Consider the following 19,869-nt stretch of genomic DNA (forward strand, 5'->3'; position numbering starts at 1 on the left):
CATTTGAATTTATATCGTTCCTAATATTACATAGCCGTCTGCTTCATCGCAGGCGGCTAAATTTATGTGAAGGAGGAAACCCATATGGCGAATTGCAAAGTGATCGCGGTGACGAACCAAAAGGGCGGCGTGGGCAAGACCACAACCACCGCCAACCTCGGCATCGGGCTTGCCCAGCAAAACAAGCGGGTGCTGCTCATTGACGCAGATGCGCAAGGCTCTTTGACCCTCTCCCTCGGCTACCCGAAGCCGGATGAGCTGCCCGTTACGCTGGCAGACATCATGCAGAATGTGATCGACGATACCCCCATCCCGGACAGCTGCGGTATTCTGCATCACGGTGAGGGCGTTGACCTGCTCCCGGCGAACATTGAACTGTCCGGCATGGAGCTCCGGCTGATCAACACCATGAGCCGGGAAAGCGTGCTGCGGACATATATCAATGCGGTCAAGCCCCATTACGACTATATCCTCATTGACTGTATGCCGTCGCCCGGTATGATGCCGATCAACGCACTGGCCGCAGCGGACAGCGTAATCAACCCGTCCCAGCCATCGTATCTCTCGGCAAAGGGGCTTGACCTGCTGATGCAGTCCATCGCAAAGGTTAAAAGGCAGATCAACCCAAAGTTGAAAATCGACGGCATCCTGTTCACAATGGTGGACAGCCGCACCAACGAGGCCAAGGAGATCATCGCCTCTCTGCGTGCCCACTACGGCGAAAAGATCCGTGTGTTCGGGACGGAAATTCCCTTTTCCGTTCGAGCCGCGGAAACCAGCGGCCGAGGCAAGAGCATTTTTGCTCACGACAAGAACGGCAAGGTTGCCGCCGCATACCGATCGCTGACGAAGGAGGTGTCAGAGCTTGAGCGCAAAACCGAGAGATTTAGGGATGACGCCGCTCGATGACCTGTTCTCCACCGACGAAAGCCGTGCGGAAGCGCAGCTTGAAAAGGTCGTTACGCTGAATCCCGCCGACATCTCCGATTTCCCCAGCCATCCGTTCAAGGTCAAGCAGGACGAAGCTATGGCGGAGATGGTAGACAGCGTAAAGCAGTACGGTGTGCTGGTGCCTGCCCTTGTCCGCCCCAAGGCGGACGGCGGCTATGAGATGGTTGCCGGTCATAGGCGAAAGTGTGCGGCAACGCTGGCAGGAATCACCGAGATGCCCTGCATCGTCCGAAACCTCACCGATGATGAAGCGACGATCATCATGGTGGACAGCAATTTACAGCGGGAAACGATCTTACCGTCCGAAAAGGCATTTGCCTACAAGATGAAGTTGGAAGCCATAAAACGGCAGGGTCAGCGGTCGGATTTAACTTCGACCCCACTGGAGCCGAAGTTAAAGGATAGCCGTTCTAATGAGGAACTGGCTGCAAGCAGCCCGGACAGCAGATCACAAATTCAGCGGTATATTCGCCTGACTGAACTGATTCCGCCGGTGCTTGATATGGTGGACAGCGGCAAGATTGCTTTCCGCCCCGCCGTGGAGCTTTCCTACCTCTCCAAAGAACAGCAGCAGAGCCTATATGACACGATGGAGTGCGAGGACTGCACGCCGTCGCTTGCACAGGCCATCAAAATGAAAGAGTTCAGTCGGGACGGAAAGCTGACGGAGGAAGTCATCCTTTCCATTATGCAGGAGGAAAAACCAAACCAGCGCGAAAAGCAGGCTTTTCGCGACGAGCGAATAACGAGGCTCATTCCGAAATCGATTCCGCGAGGGCAGGAAACTGATTTTGTGATTCGAGCACTGGAATTTTACAATCGGCATTTGCAGCGCCGACGCGATCAGGAAAGGTAACGGGACGCCTTGGGGAAAGTCTGCCCTTTTGCGGAGGTGAAACGGCTGCGCAAACTTTCTCCCCCTCTCCACACCTCACCCCCTGTTACTCCCTGTACTACCCGAAAAAGAAAGATCACAGCTATAGGTGGTCTGTATAGAAATTTTCCGAAAGGCGGCTGAAAAGCCGCTTTTGTTTTTCAGAACGAACGGAGGAAAAAATTATGGTTCATTTCTTTGATGCGGACATAGCGAAAAAATACGGAGTTAATGCGGCGGTGCTGGCCTGCTTCCTTTGGAAGTGTATCGAGCAGAAAAGTGCCGAATCGCCGCAGCTCCATGAGGGCAAGGTCTGGGTGCGCTGTTCGGTGCAGATGATGACCGGCTTTTTCCCGTTCCTGTCCTACGACGAGATCCGCTACGCCCTGAAACAACTGGTCAAGGGGCGGGTACTCACAAAAGGGCAATTCAACGAGAGCCGCTTTGACCGCACGAACTGGTACGCCTTTACCGAGTTCGGACAATTCCTGATGGCAGAAAGCGAGGGACGGACGCAATGATGCACGTAGCAGATACAAGGGACTGTGCCTTTGAAGCCTTTATCACCAACCTCGGCAAATACAACGAGGGCTTTTTGGTGGGCGAATGGGTGAAGTTTCCTGTGACAAATGAAGAAATGCAGGCGGTTTTCAAGCGCATCGGCATCGGGCGGCGCTATGAGGAATGGTTCATCACCGACTATGACTGCCCGGATGCGGCCATCGGCAAGGTGCTCGGAGAATACGAGAGTCTGAGCGAATTGAACTACCTTGCCGGGCAGATCATGGAACTGCGGGAGAGCGACGATTTCTGGCAGGCGGTTTTGGACTTGGGCGAGAACACCGGCAGCATGCAGGAGCTGATCAACCTGACCGAGAATTTGGACTGCTTTGATTACCTGCCCGGTGTGCAGAATGACTACGACCTCGGCTATTACTGGATCGAGGAAAGCGGATGCTACGACACAAGCAACCTCGGCGCACTGGCAAATTATATCGACTATGAAAGTTTTGGGCGCGATATTCGGTACGAAGAAGGCGGCGTGTTCGGGGATAACGGCTATGTACGGTCAAACGGCGGCCACTTTGTGGACATCTACGACGGCGACATCGAGAGCATCCCCGAAGAACATCGGATCAGCTCGCCTGTTGTGATGGAGCGTGCCGAAGTCAAACGGCAAACGGAGCAGCCGGAACGATAGAATATGTGCCTTTAATATTAAACGACGCAAGCGGTGCAGAGAGATTTGCGCCGCTTTTATGTTAGAAGAAATGCGAAGCAGATCGAAAAAGATATGCATAGCATGAAGTTTTTCTGGAATTTCAGCAAAAACTATTGATTAAAACGGCGTTTTTGGCTATACTAATAGCAAGGAGGCGATACCATGATCGTTAGGCCCTACTATTTGGATATACTGAAAACCTATCGGGATGTTCCGCTGGTGAAAATACTTGCCGGAATTCGCCGCTGCGGAAAATCGACCATTTTGGATATGTTAAAAGACGACCTGTTCGGTAACGGCATTGCAGCAGACCATGTGATCCATCTGCGCTATACTTCGGAGGAACTGGACGAGGGCATGACCGCCAAGCAGATGTACCGTGACATCAAAGAGAAAATAACCGACAGCGAGCGTTACTATCTTCTGCTGGACGAAGTACAGGAAGTGGACGGCTGGGAAAAGGCAGTCAACAGTCTGCTGGAGGATTTCAACACCGACATCTATGTGACCGGTTCCAACTCTAAGCTGATGTCCAGCGAAATCTCCACCTATCTGACGGGACGCTATATCTCCATCCCTGTCTTTACGCTGTCCTTTGCCGAATATCTGGAGTTCAAGAAAGACAGCGGCCGCACACCGAAAGAGCTTTTGAACGAATATATCCGTATGGGCGGCTTTCCCATCGTTGCGCTCGGAAACTTTGACGAGCGTTCGTCCTATCAGATCGTCGAGGGTATCTACAATTCCGTTATCACCAGCGACATCACCAAGCGGCACAATATCACGAACTTTGACCTGTTCAACCGTGTGGTGAAGTATGTCGTAGAGAATGTCGGCAAGACTTTTTCCGCCAATGCTATCGTGAAATTCATGAAAGGCGAAGGACGCTCCCTCTCGGTGGAAGCAGTCTATAATTATCTGGAATGGCTGGAAAAGGCTTTCGTGATTTACCGATGCCAGCGGTACGATATGCAGGGCAAGACCGTCCTGAAAACGCAGGAGAAGTTCTACCTTGCGGATGCTTCCCTCAAATACTGCATGATGGGCTTTAATCTGAAATCCGTTGCCGCTATGCTGGAGAACATCGTGTACTTTGAGCTTCGGCGGAAGGGCTATGATGTGTATATCGGCAAAAACGCCACCAAGGAGATCGACTTCGTGGCCGTGCGGCGGGACGAGCGGATCTATGTGCAGGTATGCCGCAATCTGCCGGAGGAATCCGACCGGGAGGTTGCCAACTTGCTGGAGATCAAAGACCATTACCCGAAATATGTAGTAACGCTGGACGAACTGGCCGCAGGCAACATCAACGGTGTCAAGATCGTGCATCTGGCGGATTTTCTGCTGAGCAAGGACTATTAAACGCTTTCTGCATATAAAACGGTCGAGATATATGCAGATAATCGCATAGCCGGACGGCTTTCATCCATGTGAGAGCCATCCGGCGTATTTTTTATAATGGGGTGTTATAGCAGGCCGCTGTCCTCACCGTTCGGAAAAATGTGCGAATTTGCAATAGAAAAGGCCGGAAAAATGTGTGTTCATCTTCTGAAAGGTCGGAGGTTGCTATGAAACGGCAGCATATTGTCGTGGCCTACCTCAAAAAATCAAAGCGATCTAACGCAGACGGCACGGAAACCTGTGCCGTTTTCTGCATATACAGTTCTGTTATCTGCATATAAAAGGTCAAAGTATATGCAGATAACTACATAGCCGAGAGGTTTTCAGTCTGAAAACCCCTCGGCTATTTTTATGTCAGAACGGAGGTGAAACATATGCCATATATCCCGCCAGAGGTGGTGGCGAGAGCTCGTGAGATGGACTTGCTGACCTATCTTCGGACTTACGAGCCGCAGGAGCTGGTGCATTTCGGGGGTGACACCTACTGCACCCGTGAGCACGACAGTCTGAAAATCTCCAACGGCAAATGGTGCTGGTTTTCCCGTGGGATCGGCGGCTACTCGGCACTGGACTATCTCATCAAGGTCAAAGAGATGCCCTTTACGCAGGCGGTCGAAACCATCATGGGAAATCTGTCAGCGGCGCCGCCCGCCTTTACCCCGGCTCCGAAAGCGCCGAAAGAAAAGGTACTTCTTTTGCCGCAGGTCAACCGCAGCGCCACCCACGCCGTCGAATATCTGCACCGCAGAGGGATCGACTACGAGTTGATCGACTTCTGCATCCAAACCGGTCGCCTTTATGAAAGCTATCCCTATCACAATGTGGTGTTCGTCGGCATGGATGCAGACGGAAAACCCCGCTATGCAAACCAGCGAGGAATCGGCTCGGACTTCATCGGGGACGCCAACGGCAGCGACAAGCATTATTCCTTTGGGATTCCTGCGGCGGCCGCAAGCGATACGCTCCACCTTTTTGAGTCGGCGGTGGATCTGCTGTCCTATGGGACACTGCAAAAGCTGGACGGCAAGGGCTGGCGCAGTGAAAACCTGCTCTCCCTCGCCGGGGTCTACAAGCCAAGGGCGAAAATCGAGGAAAGCAGCCTGCCCGCCGCGCTGGTGCGGTATCTTGCCGAGCATTCCCATATCCGCCGTGTGGTGCTGCGGCTTGATAACGACGCCACGGGACGGATCGCCGCAGAAACCATCAAGGCGCTGCTGCCGGGGAAGTATGCGGTCACGGTGGACATCCAGCCGCCCCTGCAGGGCAAGGATTACAACGACTGCCTTTGTATGCGGCTGGGGTTGCCCATCACTAAGCGCAGAGAAAGGAACAAAGAACGGTGAGCGACTTTATGAGTCCGGGACGGCGCATCCGGCACTATCGTATGCTGCGGGGCATGACACAAAAGGCGCTGGGCGTCGCGGTCGGTTTCCCGGAAAGCAGCGCCGATGTGCGGATCGCACAGTATGAATCCGGCGCAAGGACACCGAAGCGAGAACTGCTGTGCCAACTGGCAGCGCCGCTCGGCGTTTCTCCCTCCCAGCTTACCGTTCCCCGCATCAAAAACAGCGAGGAGCTGTGCAGCCTATTGGCCGCATTGGAGGACGAATGCGGCATCGAATTATCTCCACGATCCGAGAATGCCAAAGCAATTTATCAGTCTTACTGGAAAGGAGCAACGGACATTGAAAACCTATGAGGTCACGATTACCGAAACGCTGCAAAAAACGGTTACGGTCGAAGCTGATTCCCGTGAAGAAGCAGAACGACAGGTCGAGGAAAGCTGGAATAACAGCGAATATATCCTTGATGCCGATTCCTTTGTCGGAGTGGATTTCTCCGCAAGGACAAACGAGCGCAGCCGTGAATATGAGCGATGAAAGGAGTTTCTAACGATGAATGAGGAAAAGAAAATCAAAGTGGTGCTGCTGGAGCCGGGCAAGCTCGCCCGCACAGCCGAGATCGATGCGTCACTTGCCGGGATGCAGAAAGTGGTGGGCGGTCTGATCGAGCCGTTCTACCCCTTTGAGGAACAGGTCTGCATCGTATGCAATGAGGAAAGCAAGATCAACGGAATGCGCCCAAACCGCAGCGTGAAGAACGACGACGGCGTGATGGTGGATTTCATCTTCGGCCCCGCCTTTATCTGCGATTGCCGCGGCGAAAATCTGGACAGCCTTTCCGACGAGCAAATCGACCGCTACGGCAAGATGTTTCGCTATCCCGAACACCTTGCGAGGGTGAACGACACGCTGTTCGGCATCCCATACCGTCCGCAGCCGGAGCAGGAGCGGTGATGTTATTTCGGTCGGTGGCAAAATGTTCGGCCTATGGAACGAACGCTATGCACTGTACCAGCAAGCATCGCCGTTGTGATACCACAACGGCACTTGCCAGGGAAATCCCTGAAACCCTTTTCGTCCCCGCCTATGCGGAGGACGATAATTTTATACCCGAAAGGAGAAAAGCCGGTGCATGAACCCATGACCTTTTTGGACTTTTTCAGCGGTGTCGGCGGTTTCCGCAAGGGCTTTGAGCTTTGCGGTATGGTCTGCAAAGGCCACTGCGAGATCGACAAATTCGCAGACCGCAGCTACCGCGCGATCTACGATGTAAAGGAGGATGAATGGTATGGCGAGGACATCACCAAAACCGAGCCCGCCGACTTGCCGAGAGTCAACCTCTGGGCAGGCGGATTCCCGTGTCAGGACATTTCTGTATCTGGCCGGCAACGAGGGCTTGCCGGAAAGCGAAGCTCTCTCTTTTTTGAAATTGTTAGACTCCTCAAAGGCACGCCTGCCGAAGATCGACCCGAATGGCTTGTCCTTGAAAATGTTAAAAATCTGCTCTCCGTTAATCGAGGATGGGACTTTGCGACCGTTCTCCATTCGTTGGCCGAAATCGGCTATCATATCGAATACGGACTGCTTAATTCACGCTTCCACGGCGTTCCGCAAAACCGGGAACGCATCTACCTTGTCGCTTATCGACATTTTAGAGCCGATGGTGGACGAAAAGTATTTCCTGTCACCGCAGGCGACGGCAAGGCTCTTATACAGTTGATCGGCGGCACGCAGGGCAAGCGGGTCTATGACCCCGCAGGCGTGAGCTGTACGCTGATGAGCGAGGGCGGCGGCTTTGGCGGGCGCACGGGCATGTACTTCATCGACCTGTGCAAAGGTGAACCGAGGCTGACCGAGCACGCCCGCTGTATCAAAGCAAGGTATGACAGCGGCATCACCAACCACAGCGGTGACAAAAGCGGCGTTCTCTGCATGAGCGGCAAGTGCCCGGACCGCACCGAAGAAACGGCACTCATTCAACTAAAACGGGGTGATCCGAAAATTCTGGAGCAGGAGCACACCAAATGCCTGATCGCAGGCTATGACAAGAGCGGGATCAGCAACCGGGGCGAAAGCTCCGGTATTTTTTATGGCTGCCGTGCCGTCCTCACTCCCGACCGGGAGAACAAACGGCAAAACGGTCGGCGCTTCAAGGCGTGCGGCGAACCTGCCTTTTGCCTGAATACGCAGGACAAGCACGGCGTTTATCTTTGCGCCTGCGATTCCTGCGAATACGCTTTGCCCGTCAAGCGAGCAAAAGAGGCAAATCAGAGCAAACCTGAAAACGGCTCCGCACTTCCGCTCGGCTGCGGGCGCATCCGCAAGCTGACGCCCCGTGAGTGCTGGCGGCTGCAAGGATTTTCGGACGATATGTTTGACCGGGCCGCTGCCGTCAATTCCGATGCCCAGCTTTACAAGCAGGCTGGCAACGGCGTGACGATCCCCGTCGTGTATGCGGTCGGCAAGCGGATCGCCGAAATACAAAACGAATTAGATAAGGAGAGCCTATGAGAAAACGCAATGTTCACATTCAATTCTGGCTGGATAAAAAGGAAGCTGAGGCGTTTCAGAAGAAGGTCAAGAAAAGCGGACTTTCCCGTGAAGCGTATCTCCGGCACTTGGTAAACGGCCTTGAACCGCAGGACGCACCGCCGCCCGACTATTACGCCATGATGCGGGAACTGCATGGGATCGGCAACAACCTCAATCAGATCGCCGCAAAAGCCCATACCCTGAACGCACTGGATGTGCAGCGGTACGACGAGAACTGCCGCAAGCTGGACGAGGCCATCAAGACGATCACCGCAGCGGTCATTCTGCCCCGTCCGATGAAGTGACGCTTATGGCGACGACATCAATTTGGCGGGTAAAAGGCTGGCTCGGCAAGGTGGTGATCTATGCGGAAAATCCCGAAAAGACGGCAAATCCCAAATTCTACGCCGACCGGGAACTGAACGAGCAGGACGGGCAGCAGCTTTCCGATGTGATCCGCTATGCCATAAATTCGGAGAAAACGCAGGAAATGGGCAGCGAGGACGGCGCACCGCTCCACCGCTTTGTGTCGGGCATCAACTGCTCTCCCGCCACCGCCCGTGACGAGATGCTGGCGGTGAAGAAACGGTTCGGCAAGGAGGACGGCACGGTGGCCTATCACGGTTATCAGTCCTTTGCTCCCGGCGAGGCCACGCCAGAACTGGCGCATGAGATCGGCGTAAAGCTGGCGACCCGGTTATGGGGCGACCGCTATCAGGTGATCGTCGCCACCCACCTTGACAAAGAAAATCATCTGCACAATCACTTTGTCGTCAACACCGTATCCTTTGCGGACGGCATCAAATACCACCGCACCCGAAAGGACTACCACGAGATGCAGACGGTTTCCGATGAGCTTTGCCGGGAATACGGACTGTCGGTGATCGAGCAACCGCAGCAAGGCCGGGGCAAGCAATACGGCGAATGGCGTGCCGAGCAGGAACAGCGTCCCACTCGGCGTGGGCTGATCCGTGCAGACATTGACGAGGCGATACGGCAAGCCATGACCGAGCGGCAGTTTTTTGACGCTTTGCGGAAAAAGGGCTATGCGGTAAAGGTCGGCAAGGATATTTCGGTCAGACCGCCGGGCAAGGAACGATTTGTGCGCCTGATGCGCAATTTCGGTGAGGACTACTCTCTGGACAGCATCCGCAGACGCATTTTATCCCAGAGCCGCCCCGAACGGAAAAAGCCCGAACAAAAGCCGGAGATCCTGCGGGTCAGACTGATCGGCAATCTGAAAGCCGCCCGAAAACTGACCGGCTTTCGGGCGCTGTATGTTCACTACTGCTATCTGCTGGGCATCTTCCCGAAGAACCGCCCGCAGCAAAGCAGAAAACGGCTGCACTTTCTCTTGCGGGAGGATCTGTTGAAGCTGGACGCCATCACCGCCGAAACAAGGCTGCTTATAGGACATCGGATCGATACCGCCGAGCAGCTTTTTTGCTACCGGGATAAGGTAAGCGGAAAAATCACCGCTCTGACCGAGAAGCGCAAACAGCTTTATAAAGCACAGCGGACGGCAGCGGTGAAGTCTGACCCTGAAAAGACGGCGGAGGTCAAAGCGCAGATCACCGCACTTTCCAAAGAGCTTGCCGTACTGCGGAAGGAGGTGGTTCTATGTAACAGCATTGCTGAGCGTTCCGGCGTAATCCAAGAGAAAATCAAAGCCGTCCGTGAGGACGAGCAACCCGAAAGAAAGGAGAAAACCGACCATGTACAATTCCGGTGACGCAGCGGAGCAAGTCGTGCGGATCAGCTTGGAGGGTACGGAAGTTGCCTTGAAGCTGACCGGCTCGGCGGCGAAGAACATTGCCGCTATGCTCTACGCTGTCTGGAAAAACCGAGATAAGAACAAAACCAAAGGCCACCAGCGGCTCTCTGCCATGCTCAAAAGCGGCAAGGAACTGAAAGTGTTCACCGTCAGCGAGGAACATCTGAAGCAGTTTGCGACTGAGGCCAAGCGGTACGGTGTTGTCTACTGCGCCCTGCGGGGCAAAGAACGCTCCGCCGACGGTATGGTAGACATTATGGTGCGTGCCGAGGATGCGTCCAAGATCAACCGCATCGTGGAGCGCTTCAAGCTGGCGACGGTCGATACCGTTTCCATCAAGCGGGACATTGAACAGTCCAAGGCGGACAAAACCGCCTCGTCTGCCCCTGAGCAGGAGAAGCCCGACAAGGCGGAGGACGACCGCCTGCTGGATGACCTGCTGGGCGCACCCGTTCAAAAGGAGGAACACGCATCCCCAAACCCTGCGGCGGCAAAGACGGAGAAATCCCGTCCGTCCGCGCCTACCTCCGAGAAGCAAAGCAGAACCGCCGAGGGTACTGCTAAATCTCCCGAAGAACGCCCCTCTGTCCGTGAGGAGCTGCGGGAAATTCGGGAGAGCAGGCAGAAAGAGGCGGCAGAGCCGGGCATTTCCGAACCCACCCCGGCAAAAGAACCGAAAAAGCAGCAGACCACCACCCACAAGCAGCCTTCCCGAAAGAAACCGAAGAAAGCAAAGGAGCGATAACCGATGAGCAATTTTGACGATATTTTTGAATCTGCCCCGCAGACCGACGAATTTGACAAGGAGGCGTGGGCGGCAAAGAAAAAGGCGGAGCGTGACGAGGTTTACGCTCTTGCCGATGCCACCGCCGAGGCCGTCTGCGCAGACGGCGGTAAGTTCCGTGACTATCTGGATGTGCAGGCGGCTTTCCGCAACTACTCTGCCACCAACGCCCTGCTGATCCTTGCCACGAAGCCGGATGCCCGCAGACTGGGCGACAAAGATTTCTGGCGGGATCAGGGCGTGTATATCAAGCGGCAGGAGTTCGGACGCCCCATCAAGATCGTCGAGTCCAACGGCGAATACACCCGTGACGACGGCAGTATCGGCGTGTCGTATAACATCAAGCGCGTATATGACATTTCACAGACCACCGCCCGAACGAGAGCACCGCAGGCGGTTTCCCATGATGCACGGGCGCTGCTGAACGCCCTGATCTACAAGCGCCCCGCACCGGTGCAGTCCGTGGATGAGCTGCCGAACGGCATGAATGCCGTGTACGACCGCAAGCAGAACGCCGTTTTTGTCCGCCGGGGTCTGTCGGCAATCGATCTGTTCTGCGGTCTGTCCAAGGCGTTGGCGCAGGCGGAACTTGCCCGGACCGGCGAGGAATACACCAAAGAAAACGCCGATTTCAAGGCACAGTGCGTTTCCTATATTCTCGGCAAAGAGTTCGGTGTAGATGTGAGCGGCTATGCCTTTGAAGCGCCTGCCGACTTTCTGCGCACCGATGACCCGCAGACGATCCGCGCCGAACTGACCGACATCCGGGACACCGCCTATGACATTTCCGCAAGAATGATGCGGTCGCTGGAACAGAACAAAGCGCCCCGCCAGAGTGAACAGGAGCGATGACGATGGGAAAACAGGAAAAACGGGTATTGACTCTTGACCGCTATGAGCACGGCGTTGTGGTTAATGCCCTCAATGAAATGCGGAACGATCTGCTGGAGGAAGAACGCCCCACCGATATTGTTGACGAAGTTCTTTTGAAGGTGATCGATGCCCCTCGTCGTCGCGGACTGCGTTCACTCGTTTCGCCCGCAAGCGAGCGAAAGCTCGACTACTCCGTCGCTCCTCCTCTCCCCACATATAAATATGAAAGGGGTCGAGATGAAGAACGATAAAAACACTTCCCTTATCCTCTGTCTGTTCGGTATTCTCCCCGTGGTGTGGCTGGGGCTGCTGATCGCCCCTGCCGCCCACGGCGGTCTGCCGGAGATCGTCGTCCGGTTTCCTGCGGTGATGAACGACCCGTTTCATATCGAACTTTGCGAGGACAGCCTGAAAACTGTCCTCATTCTGCTCTGCGCTTACGGGCTTGCGGTGGGTGTGATCCTATCTTCCCGCCGCAATTACCGTCGAGGCGAGGAACACGGTTCGGCCAAGTGGGGCTCTGCCCGAACCGTCAACCGAAAATACCGGGCGGCTGTACCGGAGGACAACAAGATCTTCACGCAGAATGTCCGGATGGGACTGGACGGACGAAAGCACCGCCGCAATCTCAACACGGTCGTGGTCGGCGGCAGCGGCGCAGGCAAAACAAGATTTTACGCCAAACCGAATTTGTGCCAAGCCAACACGAGCTTTACCGTGCTGGACCCGAAAGGCGAACTGCTGCGCAGCACGGGACACCTGCTGCGGCAAAAGGGCTATGAGGTGCGTGTGCTGGATCTGCTGAATATGGAGAAAAGCCACTGCTACAACCCGTTTGTCTACCTGCGGGACGACAACGATGTGCAGCGGCTTGTGACCAACCTGTTCAAAAGCACCACGCCGAAAGGCAGCCAGTCCAACGATCCTTTTTGGGACACGGCCGCATCTATGCTCCTGCTGGCTCTTATTTTCTATCTGAAATACGAAGCGCCGCCCGACGAGCAGAATTTTCCGATGGTCATGGAAATGCTGCGTGCGGCGGATGTGCGGGAGGACTGCGACGAATACACCTCGCCCCTTGACGAACTGTTTGAAAGGCTGGAAATGCGGGAACCCGACCACATCGCCGTGAAGTATTACAAGGACTATCATTCCGGCAGCGCAAAAACGCTGAAATCCATTCAGATCACTTTGGCGGCGAGGCTTGAAAAATTCAACCTGTCCTCTCTGGCGGCGCTGACCGCTACGGACGAATTGGATTTACCCAGCTTAGGCGAAAAGAAAATTGCGTTGTTTGCCCTGATCCCCGACAATGACACCAGCTTTAACTTTTTGGTCAGCATCCTGTACACCCAGCTTTTTCAGCAGCTATTCTATCTGGCCGACCACAAATACGGCGGCAGTCTGCCCGTTCCCGTCCACTTCTTGATGGACGAGTTCAGCAATGTTTCGCTACCCGATGACTTTTCAAAGATTCTGGCGGTTATGCGTTCAAGGCAGGTATTCGTTTCGATTATCCTGCAAAATGTGGCGGCGCTCAAGGCACTGTTTGAAAAGGAATGGGAGTCGATTCTCGGCAACTGCGATGAGTTCCTTTACCTCGGCGGCAACGAAACTTCGACCCACAAGCTGATCTCGGAATCCTATCTCGGCAAATCCACCATCGACACCAACACCTACGGCAAATCATCCGGGCGAAACGGCAATTACAGCACGAATTATCAGATCAGCGGCAGAGAGCTTCTGACGCCGGACGAGGTGCGTATGCTGGACAACCGTTACGCCCTTTTGTTTATCCGTGGCGAGCGGCCGGTGATGGATGAAAAATACGACATTCTGAAACACCCGAACATTGCGCTGACCGAGGACGGCGGCGCAGCGCCCTATGAACACGGCGGGACGGAAAATGCCGTTGCAACGCTCTCGTTTGCAGGCGCTGCCGCCGAAACCGTATCCGCACCCAATGAACCCACACTCGATTATGAACTTCTTTCCGACGAGGATATAGAGGCTCTTTTTTAATTCAATTCAAGGAGGATAAACCCATGAAAAACACAAAAAAGACCGCAAACAAACTGCCTGTGCCCGGCAAGGTCAGAAAGGGCTTTCGTTTCTACTGCGCCGCCGTGCTGTCGGTTGCGCTTGTGCTCGGCTGTTCCGTGACGGCCTTTGCCGCCAATGACCCGATCGCCGTTGTGAACAACCTGAGCGATTTCATTTTCGGTCTGATCCGTGCGGTCGGTCTGATCCTGCTCGGCTGGGGCATCGTGCAGGTGGGACTTTCGTTCCAGTCCCACGACCCCAGCCAGCGCAGCAACGGCTTTCTCACCCTTGCGGGCGGCATCGTCATCACCTTTGCCAAAGAGATTCTGAACCTGATCACGGGCTGAAAGGAGATAAATGACACGGCGCATGGGGCAGGTCACTTCGGCCTGCCCCATTTGCCGGAAAGGAGAAATGAATGTGAGTGATAACTGGATCGTGCAGAATTTGGAGAATGCACTCAAAACTTGGAATGAAAAGCTGGCGGAGATCTGGCAGCTCATTACGCAGTCGCCGGAGCAGTTCAAGGGCGGCACGATCTGGAATGTGATCGTCGGCATCCACGGTGCGGTGCAGGCCATCGGCCTTGCGCTGCTCGTTTTGTTCTTTGTAGTGGGCGTGATGAAAACCTGCGGCTCTTTTGCGGAACTGAAGCGGCCGGAGCACGCCCTGAAAGTGTTCATCCGTTTTGCCCTCGCCAAAGCCGCCGTCACATACGGCTTGGAGCTGATGATTGCCCTGTTCAACATCGTGCAGGGGCTGATCTCTACCATCATGAACGCCGCAGGCTTCGGTGCAGCGCAGGAAACCGTGCTGCCTGCCGAAATCGTGACCGCCGTGGAGAACTGCAGTTTTTTTGAAAGCATCCCATTGTGGGCAGTGACCTTGATCGGCGGGCTGTTCATCACGGTCTTGTCGTTTATCATGATCATGACCGTGTACGGCAGATTTTTCAAACTTTATCTCTACACGGCCATTGCGCCGGTTCCGCTCTCGGCCTTTGCCGGAGAGCCGTCGCAGAACATCGGCAAGAGCTTTATCAAGAGTTATGCCGCCGTTTGCTTGGAAGGCGCGATCATCGTACTGGCCTGCATCATTTTCTCCCTGTTTGCATCCAGCCCGCCCGTCGTCGATCCCGACGCTGCGGCGGTGACGCAGGTGTGGTCGTATGTGGGCGAGCTGATCTTCAATATGCTGGTACTCGTCGGCGCTGTCAAGATGGCCGACCGTGTTGTGCGTGAAATGATGGGACTGTAAGTATAATTGCATAAATCGACAGTAAAAAATCAAAACATTTGATTTTATCGCTTGTATTTATCACGATTTGTGCTATACTGAATATGAATATTCATGGAGGTGATTTTAATGCTGATTGAATTTCGCTTCAAAAATTACCGTTCTTTTCGTGATGAAGCGGTGCTTTCTATGGAAGCAACTGGGCTAAGCTCGTTTAAAAACTGTTTGATTCCGTTATCCTCAAAATCCAAGCTGCTTCCCGCTATTGCGATTTACGGCAAAAACGGTGGAGGTAAAAGTAATGTGATCCGCGCTTTTTGGCTGGCCGTTCAGTTTATCCGAAATGCGCAGAGAACGCAGCACGAGCGCGCCGCGATTCCTGTCAATCCGTTTGCACTGAATGACTATTCCAAAGAAGAACCTACTGAGTTTTCTTTTGAATATACTTTCGGCGGAGTAAAATATTGGTATGGTTTTGCCGCTACGCGAGAAAAGGTTTATTCGGAATATCTATATCACGCGCCTAAGGGGCAGAAAGCTCTGATCTTTAATCGTACAAACCAGCAGTTCTCCTTTACAGAAGATAAAAACAAACGATCCTTAATCGGTGAAATGGTCGCTGAAAATCAGCTGTTTTTCTCGGTAGCGTGCACCATGAATGATGTAGCCTGTGTTGCAGCGATGCGCTGGTTTCGAGATCAGGTTTTCTTCTCTCGGGATTATTCCGATATTCCCCGTCAACTGATTGAGTATTCAGAAGATAAAAATATGCTGAAAGCGATTTCCGACTATGCCAAAGCGGCAGATCTGGGCATTCAAGATATGCAGTTTGAGGTCAACAGCAATGAGATTCAGGATAATGAATCCTTGCCGGATAATATCCCGGAGGAAATCAAGGCTGCTCTGGTTCAGTTTATGCACACCCTCGCCGAAACCTCCAACAACAGTGAAATACGTCTGAAAATGGGTGAAGTTTCTGCTAAGGCCAATCACCAAGGTGAAAATCGCAACGGGCAGAAAGCGACTTACGCGCTGGAACTTTCCGATGAGTCAGACGGTACACGTAAATTGATGGCACTGGCTCCTGCAATCGAATCTGCCCTGCGCATCGGCGGTATCTTATTGGTAGATGAACTGGAGCGTGAGCTTCACCCTATGCTGGTAAATTATATCGTTGCGAAATTTCAGAGCAAGGCTTCTAATCCTAACGGCGCACAGATCGTCTTTACGACCCACAATACAGAATTGATGAATCTGGAACTTCTCCGAAAAGATCAGCTGTACTTTGTGGATAAACGTGATAAGGACGGAATCTCTGAGCTGTATACCATCAGCGAATTTTCCACTCGGACAACAGAGAATATTCGGAAAGGTTACCTTGTCGGAAAATACGGTGCCACGCCGGATATTGAGATTGAGGAGGTGGAATAAATGCCACGTCCCACCAGACGAAGAAAGCCATATATTGTGGTGTTCTGTGAAGGAGAAAGCGAACAGGCTTATACGGATTTTTTGAAGAAAGAATTCAAAGATGTTGCGTCCATCAAACGGCCAAGCGCTACCGGACTTTTTGAGGAAGCAGACGGGAAATTCAAAAAGGACAAAGCCTACCGAGACTATGCCGAAGTCACAGACGAGATTTGGTTTTTCTTCGATGTAGAAACAAAAGATATTGGCTTATGGGATGCCCGCATGAAGATCATCAAGCGTCTTCGCGCGCTACGTAAAAAGCCCGGAATCAAAGTTCGGCTTCTGATGACGACCGGCTGCATTGAGTATTGGCTGATGCTGCATTATGAAATGTATACGCCACCGATCCAAACCGTCGCTGAAAAGCAGCGAGTAATAGAACGTTTGCTTTCTAAAGAGCCGAATTACCAAAAAGGTGATACCGCGACAACAGCAAGAATCGCACAAAATTATCCGAAGGCCGTTATTCATTCAAAGCAAACCGTTCTGAATTTATTGTCACAAGGACTCCCCGGTTTAGAGGATACAGATGAGCGAAATCGTTGGCTTTGTCAGAAATGCCTGACTTTTTCAAACGTCTATGAAGCCATTGAATTTTTAACCAGCTTACAATAAACAACAGTTAAACGCCTTCCGTACGGGAGGCGTTTTTCTTATGCCCAAATCACAAGGAGGTATTATTTTGGAAGTGAAAATCAATCGGGAGATCCGCAATTATACGGAATCCATGTTTTTCGGACTGTCCATGCGGCAGTTCGTTTTTTCTGTCTTGGCGATCCTCGTCGCCGTGGGACTGTACTTTCTGCTGAAACCACACTTCGGGACGGAAACCGTCAGTTGGATGTGTATTCTTGGTGCCGCACCCTTTGCGGCGCTGGGCTTTATCACTTATCACGGCATGACCGCCGAGCAGTTTCTCTGGGCGTGGCTGCGCTCAGAGCTGTTAGAGCCGAAAGAGCTTCGCTTTGAATCATCGAACCTCTACTACGAAGCGCTCAAAGACAAATTGGAGGGAGGAAAATCATGATCAAGACGCTGAAAAACCTGTTAAAACAGGACAAGGAGCGATACACCGTGCCCCGCAAGGTGCAGGATGTGATCCCTATCCGCCGCATCTGGAAGGATGGTATTTTTCAAGTGGGCGGTCGCTTTTCCAAGACCTATCAGTTTACCGACATCAACTACCTTGCGGCAAGCCGTGAGGACAAGGAGCAGATGTTTCTTTCCTATTCGGAGCTGCTGAACAGTTTGGATTCCGGGGCAACGACGAAGATCACCATCAACAACCGCAGGCTGAACCGGGCAAATTTTGAGCAGTCGATCTTGATGCCCATGCAGGGCGACGCCTGCGATGTGTACCGCCGGGAATACAATCAAATGCTGTTTCATAAGGCCACCGGCGCCAACGGCATCATTCAGGAGAAGTATATCACGGTGTCAGTCTGCAAGAAAAACATCGAAGAAGCCCGCACTTACTTTGCCCGGATCGGCGCCGACCTGATCGCTCATTTCGCCGCCCTCGGCTCCAAGTGTACCGAGCAGGACGCCGCCGAAAAGCTGCGGGTGCTCCACGACTTCTACCGTCAGGGCGAGGAAGCGGCGTTTCACTTCGACCCGCAGGACATGATGCGCAAGGGGCACGACTTTAAGGATTATATCTGCCCCGACTCTTTGGAGAAAAGCAGCGACTGTCTGAAGCTGGGCGAGAAATACTGCCGGGTCTTGTTTCTGAAAGACTACGCTTCATATATCAAAGACAGCATGGTTACGGAGCTGACCGATTTCAACCGAAATATGATGCTGTCGATCGATGTTGTGCCGATCCCCACCGACGAGGCCGTGCGGGAGGTGGAAAACCGTCTGCTCGGCATCGAAACCAACATCACCAACTGGCAGCGCAGGCAGAACGCCAACAACAATTTCTCCGCTGTTGTGCCCTATGATATGGAGCTCCAGCGCAAAGAGAGCAAGGAATTTCTGGACGACCTGACCACGAGAGATCAGCGGATGATGCTGGCGGTCATTACGATGGTGATTACCGCCGACGACAAAAAGCAGCTCGACAGCGACACCGAAACGGTGCTTGCCGTGGCGCGAAAGCATATGTGTCAGCTTGCCGTGCTGAAATTCCAGCAGTTCGACGGGCTGAACACCGTTCTCCCCATCGGCACACGGAGAATCAATGCGTTCCGTACCCTCACCACCGAGAGCCTTGCAGTGTTCATGCCCTTTAAGGTGCAGGAAGTGCAGGACAAGGGCGGCATTTACTTCGGAGAGAACGCCATCTCCCACAACCTCATCATGTGCAACAAGGCAAATCTTCTGAACCAATCGGCGTTCCTGTTGGGCGTGCCCGGTTCGGGCAAATCGTTCAGCGCTAAGGAACTGATCGCTTTTCTCATTCTCAACACTGCCGATGATGTGCTGGTCTGCGATCCGGAAAACGAATTTGGTGCGCTGGCGGCGACTCTGGGCAAGGAAACGGCGACTGTCATTCATATGGCGGCAGGCGGCAAAGACCGCTTGAACGCCATGTATATGGTGGACGGTTACGGTGAGAACAATCCCATCGTGGAGAAATCGCAGTTCATCATGTCCCTTGTGGAGCAGATCGACAAGGCCGGTGTCGGCCCGCAACAGAAATCCATCATCGACCGCTGCACGGCGCTGGTGTATCAGGACGCCGAGCGAACGGGCAAACCCGCCACGCTCTGCGATCTGCGAAACAAGCTGCTGGAGCAGCCCGAAGAAAAGGCAAAAGAAATCGCCTTGTCGCTGGAGCTGTTCACCACCGGTTCGCTGGACATTTTCGGTCACGAAAGCACTGTTGACCTCGACAAGCGCATCGTCGTATTTGATATTCACGGCCTTGGCGAGCAGTTGAAGCCTACGGGACTGCTGGTGATCACCGACACCATCCTCAACCGTGTCACCCTCAACTGGAAAAAGGGCAAACGTACCCACATCTTTATCGACGAATTTCATGTCGTTTTTGAAAATGAGCAGAGCGGAATTTTCTTCAACTCTGCATGGCGGCAGTTCCGTAAGCGCAACGGTTATCCCACCGCCATCACGCAAAATGTCGAATACCTGCTGGACTCCGTGCAGGCGAGCACGATGCTCTCCAATTCGGAGTTCATTATCATGCTCAATCAGGCGTTCTCCGACCGTGCCAAGCTCTCGAAGCTCCTGAACATTTCCGACGAGCAGATGAGCTATGTCACCAATGCCGACGCTGGCTGCGGGCTGATCAAGTACGGCTCGGCGCTGGTGCCGTTTATCAACCGTTTCCCCAAAGATACCGAGCTTTACCGCTTGATGACGACGCGCCCCGGTGAGGGCGTGTTCGGCAATGCGCAGAGGTAA

At 53.5% G+C, this 19,869-nt stretch carries 22 protein-coding genes; all 22 read left to right on the forward strand.

The window, feature by feature from the left end; all coding sequences use genetic code 11:
* The first annotated feature begins 84 nt into the window (after window positions 1–84).
* The 22 genes from R2K26_RS12985 to R2K26_RS13090 all read left to right on the forward strand — a co-directional run bounded on the left by R2K26_RS12985 (window position 85) and on the right by R2K26_RS13090 (window position 19,869).
* Window positions 85–909 carry a ParA family protein gene (locus tag R2K26_RS12985; RefSeq protein WP_316522248.1) on the forward strand — a complete coding sequence of 275 codons (825 nt, stop codon included), beginning with the start codon at window positions 85–87 and terminating at the stop codon, window positions 907–909.
* Window positions 893–1,807: a ParB/RepB/Spo0J family partition protein gene (locus R2K26_RS12990; protein WP_316522521.1), complete on the forward strand. Its 915-nt coding sequence runs from the start codon at window positions 893–895 to the stop codon at window positions 1,805–1,807. Before R2K26_RS12985 ends, R2K26_RS12990 begins: the two co-directional genes overlap by 17 nt.
* Window positions 1,808–2,010: 203 nt before the next feature.
* Window positions 2,011–2,346, forward strand: a complete 336-nt coding sequence (locus R2K26_RS12995; protein WP_316522253.1) for a hypothetical protein — start codon at window positions 2,011–2,013, stop codon at window positions 2,344–2,346.
* Window positions 2,343–3,026 carry an antirestriction protein ArdA gene (locus R2K26_RS13000; protein ID WP_316522255.1) on the forward strand — a complete coding sequence of 228 codons (684 nt, stop codon included), beginning with the start codon at window positions 2,343–2,345 and terminating at the stop codon, window positions 3,024–3,026. Before R2K26_RS12995 ends, R2K26_RS13000 begins: the two co-directional genes overlap by 4 nt.
* Before the next feature lie 183 nt (window positions 3,027–3,209).
* On the forward strand, window positions 3,210–4,409 hold the full coding sequence (locus R2K26_RS13005) for an ATP-binding protein (RefSeq protein ID WP_316522258.1): 1,200 nt from the start codon (window positions 3,210–3,212) through the stop codon (window positions 4,407–4,409).
* Window positions 4,410–4,822: 413 nt separating this feature from the next.
* Complete coding sequence (locus R2K26_RS13010; protein ID WP_316522260.1) at window positions 4,823–5,791, forward strand: DUF3991 and TOPRIM domain-containing protein; 969 nt, start codon at window positions 4,823–4,825, stop codon at window positions 5,789–5,791.
* Window positions 5,788–6,147 carry a helix-turn-helix transcriptional regulator gene (locus R2K26_RS13015; RefSeq protein ID WP_316522263.1) on the forward strand — a complete coding sequence of 120 codons (360 nt, stop codon included), beginning with the start codon at window positions 5,788–5,790 and terminating at the stop codon, window positions 6,145–6,147. The genes R2K26_RS13010 and R2K26_RS13015 overlap by 4 nt, the downstream gene beginning before the upstream one ends.
* A complete protein-coding gene (locus R2K26_RS13020) occupies window positions 6,134–6,328 on the forward strand; it encodes a DpnD/PcfM family protein (protein WP_316522265.1) in 195 nt (64 codons plus the stop codon). Before R2K26_RS13015 ends, R2K26_RS13020 begins: the two co-directional genes overlap by 14 nt.
* Before the next feature lie 15 nt (window positions 6,329–6,343).
* Window positions 6,344–6,745 (forward strand): DUF3846 domain-containing protein, encoded by a 402-nt coding sequence (locus tag R2K26_RS13025; RefSeq protein ID WP_316522266.1) that lies wholly within the window; start codon window positions 6,344–6,346, stop codon window positions 6,743–6,745.
* Between the two features lie 174 nt (window positions 6,746–6,919).
* The gene (dcm, locus tag R2K26_RS13030; protein ID WP_316522267.1) at window positions 6,920–8,302 is read left to right on the forward strand and encodes a DNA (cytosine-5-)-methyltransferase; all 1,383 of its coding nucleotides are present in this window, start codon (window positions 6,920–6,922) and stop codon (window positions 8,300–8,302) included.
* Window positions 8,299–8,628 (forward strand): plasmid mobilization protein, encoded by a 330-nt coding sequence (locus R2K26_RS13035; protein WP_316522269.1) that lies wholly within the window; start codon window positions 8,299–8,301, stop codon window positions 8,626–8,628. The genes dcm and R2K26_RS13035 overlap by 4 nt, the downstream gene beginning before the upstream one ends.
* Window positions 8,629–8,633: 5 nt before the next feature.
* Window positions 8,634–10,055: a relaxase/mobilization nuclease domain-containing protein gene (locus R2K26_RS13040; protein ID WP_316522272.1), complete on the forward strand. Its 1,422-nt coding sequence runs from the start codon at window positions 8,634–8,636 to the stop codon at window positions 10,053–10,055.
* On the forward strand, window positions 10,039–10,842 hold the full coding sequence (locus tag R2K26_RS13045) for a PcfB family protein (protein ID WP_316522277.1): 804 nt from the start codon (window positions 10,039–10,041) through the stop codon (window positions 10,840–10,842). Before R2K26_RS13040 ends, R2K26_RS13045 begins: the two co-directional genes overlap by 17 nt.
* A 3-nt stretch (window positions 10,843–10,845) precedes the next feature.
* The gene (locus R2K26_RS13050; protein WP_316522280.1) at window positions 10,846–11,733 is read left to right on the forward strand and encodes a hypothetical protein; all 888 of its coding nucleotides are present in this window, start codon (window positions 10,846–10,848) and stop codon (window positions 11,731–11,733) included.
* A gap of 2 nt (window positions 11,734–11,735) precedes the next feature.
* On the forward strand, window positions 11,736–12,005 hold the full coding sequence (locus R2K26_RS13055) for a hypothetical protein (protein WP_316522283.1): 270 nt from the start codon (window positions 11,736–11,738) through the stop codon (window positions 12,003–12,005).
* The gene (locus R2K26_RS13060) at window positions 11,992–13,776 is read left to right on the forward strand and encodes a VirD4-like conjugal transfer protein, CD1115 family (protein WP_316522285.1); all 1,785 of its coding nucleotides are present in this window, start codon (window positions 11,992–11,994) and stop codon (window positions 13,774–13,776) included. The genes R2K26_RS13055 and R2K26_RS13060 overlap by 14 nt, the downstream gene beginning before the upstream one ends.
* Window positions 13,777–13,799: 23 nt before the next feature.
* A complete protein-coding gene (locus tag R2K26_RS13065; protein WP_316522288.1) occupies window positions 13,800–14,144 on the forward strand; it encodes a glutamyl-tRNA amidotransferase in 345 nt (114 codons plus the stop codon).
* Between the two features lie 73 nt (window positions 14,145–14,217).
* Entirely contained in the window at window positions 14,218–15,054 is an 837-nt protein-coding gene (locus R2K26_RS13070) for a hypothetical protein (protein ID WP_316522525.1), read from the forward strand.
* 108 nt (window positions 15,055–15,162) lie between these two features.
* Window positions 15,163–16,464, forward strand: coding sequence for an ATP-binding protein (locus R2K26_RS13075; protein WP_316522291.1), 1,302 nt, complete (start codon window positions 15,163–15,165; stop codon window positions 16,462–16,464).
* Window positions 16,465–17,118, forward strand: coding sequence for an RloB family protein (locus tag R2K26_RS13080; RefSeq protein WP_316522294.1), 654 nt, complete (start codon window positions 16,465–16,467; stop codon window positions 17,116–17,118). It begins immediately after the preceding gene.
* 67 nt (window positions 17,119–17,185) lie between these two features.
* A complete protein-coding gene (locus tag R2K26_RS13085; protein WP_316522528.1) occupies window positions 17,186–17,530 on the forward strand; it encodes a PrgI family protein in 345 nt (114 codons plus the stop codon).
* A complete protein-coding gene (locus R2K26_RS13090; RefSeq protein ID WP_316522297.1) occupies window positions 17,527–19,869 on the forward strand; it encodes a VirB4-like conjugal transfer ATPase, CD1110 family in 2,343 nt (780 codons plus the stop codon). The genes R2K26_RS13085 and R2K26_RS13090 overlap by 4 nt, the downstream gene beginning before the upstream one ends.

This window comes from Neglectibacter sp. CSJ-5 (assembly GCF_032490475.1).
Classification (GTDB): Bacteria; Bacillota; Clostridia; order Oscillospirales; family Acutalibacteraceae; genus Hominenteromicrobium; species Hominenteromicrobium mulieris.

Excerpts from the sequence above, each read along its gene's own strand:
- R2K26_RS13035 (WP_316522269.1), top strand. The coding sequence starts at position 8,299 with ATGAGAAAACGCAATGTTCACATTCAATTCTGGCTGGATAAAAAGGAA.
- R2K26_RS13000 (WP_316522255.1), top strand. The coding sequence starts at position 2,343 with ATGATGCACGTAGCAGATACAAGGGACTGTGCCTTTGAAGCCTTTATC.
- R2K26_RS13040 (WP_316522272.1), top strand. The coding sequence starts at position 8,634 with ATGGCGACGACATCAATTTGGCGGGTAAAAGGCTGGCTCGGCAAGGTG.
- R2K26_RS13080 (WP_316522294.1), top strand. The coding sequence starts at position 16,465 with ATGCCACGTCCCACCAGACGAAGAAAGCCATATATTGTGGTGTTCTGT.
- R2K26_RS13075 (WP_316522291.1), top strand. The coding sequence starts at position 15,163 with ATGCTGATTGAATTTCGCTTCAAAAATTACCGTTCTTTTCGTGATGAA.
- R2K26_RS13055 (WP_316522283.1), top strand. The coding sequence starts at position 11,736 with ATGGGAAAACAGGAAAAACGGGTATTGACTCTTGACCGCTATGAGCAC.
- R2K26_RS13045 (WP_316522277.1), top strand. The coding sequence starts at position 10,039 with ATGTACAATTCCGGTGACGCAGCGGAGCAAGTCGTGCGGATCAGCTTG.
- R2K26_RS12985 (WP_316522248.1), top strand. The coding sequence starts at position 85 with ATGGCGAATTGCAAAGTGATCGCGGTGACGAACCAAAAGGGCGGCGTG.
- R2K26_RS13025 (WP_316522266.1), top strand. The coding sequence starts at position 6,344 with ATGAATGAGGAAAAGAAAATCAAAGTGGTGCTGCTGGAGCCGGGCAAG.
- R2K26_RS12995 (WP_316522253.1), top strand. The coding sequence starts at position 2,011 with ATGGTTCATTTCTTTGATGCGGACATAGCGAAAAAATACGGAGTTAAT.
- R2K26_RS13010 (WP_316522260.1), top strand. The coding sequence starts at position 4,823 with ATGCCATATATCCCGCCAGAGGTGGTGGCGAGAGCTCGTGAGATGGAC.
- R2K26_RS13065 (WP_316522288.1), top strand. The coding sequence starts at position 13,800 with ATGAAAAACACAAAAAAGACCGCAAACAAACTGCCTGTGCCCGGCAAG.
- R2K26_RS13005 (WP_316522258.1), top strand. The coding sequence starts at position 3,210 with ATGATCGTTAGGCCCTACTATTTGGATATACTGAAAACCTATCGGGAT.
- R2K26_RS12990 (WP_316522521.1), top strand. The coding sequence starts at position 893 with ATGACGCCGCTCGATGACCTGTTCTCCACCGACGAAAGCCGTGCGGAA.
- R2K26_RS13050 (WP_316522280.1), top strand. The coding sequence starts at position 10,846 with ATGAGCAATTTTGACGATATTTTTGAATCTGCCCCGCAGACCGACGAA.
- R2K26_RS13060 (WP_316522285.1), top strand. The coding sequence starts at position 11,992 with ATGAAGAACGATAAAAACACTTCCCTTATCCTCTGTCTGTTCGGTATT.
- R2K26_RS13090 (WP_316522297.1), top strand. The coding sequence starts at position 17,527 with ATGATCAAGACGCTGAAAAACCTGTTAAAACAGGACAAGGAGCGATAC.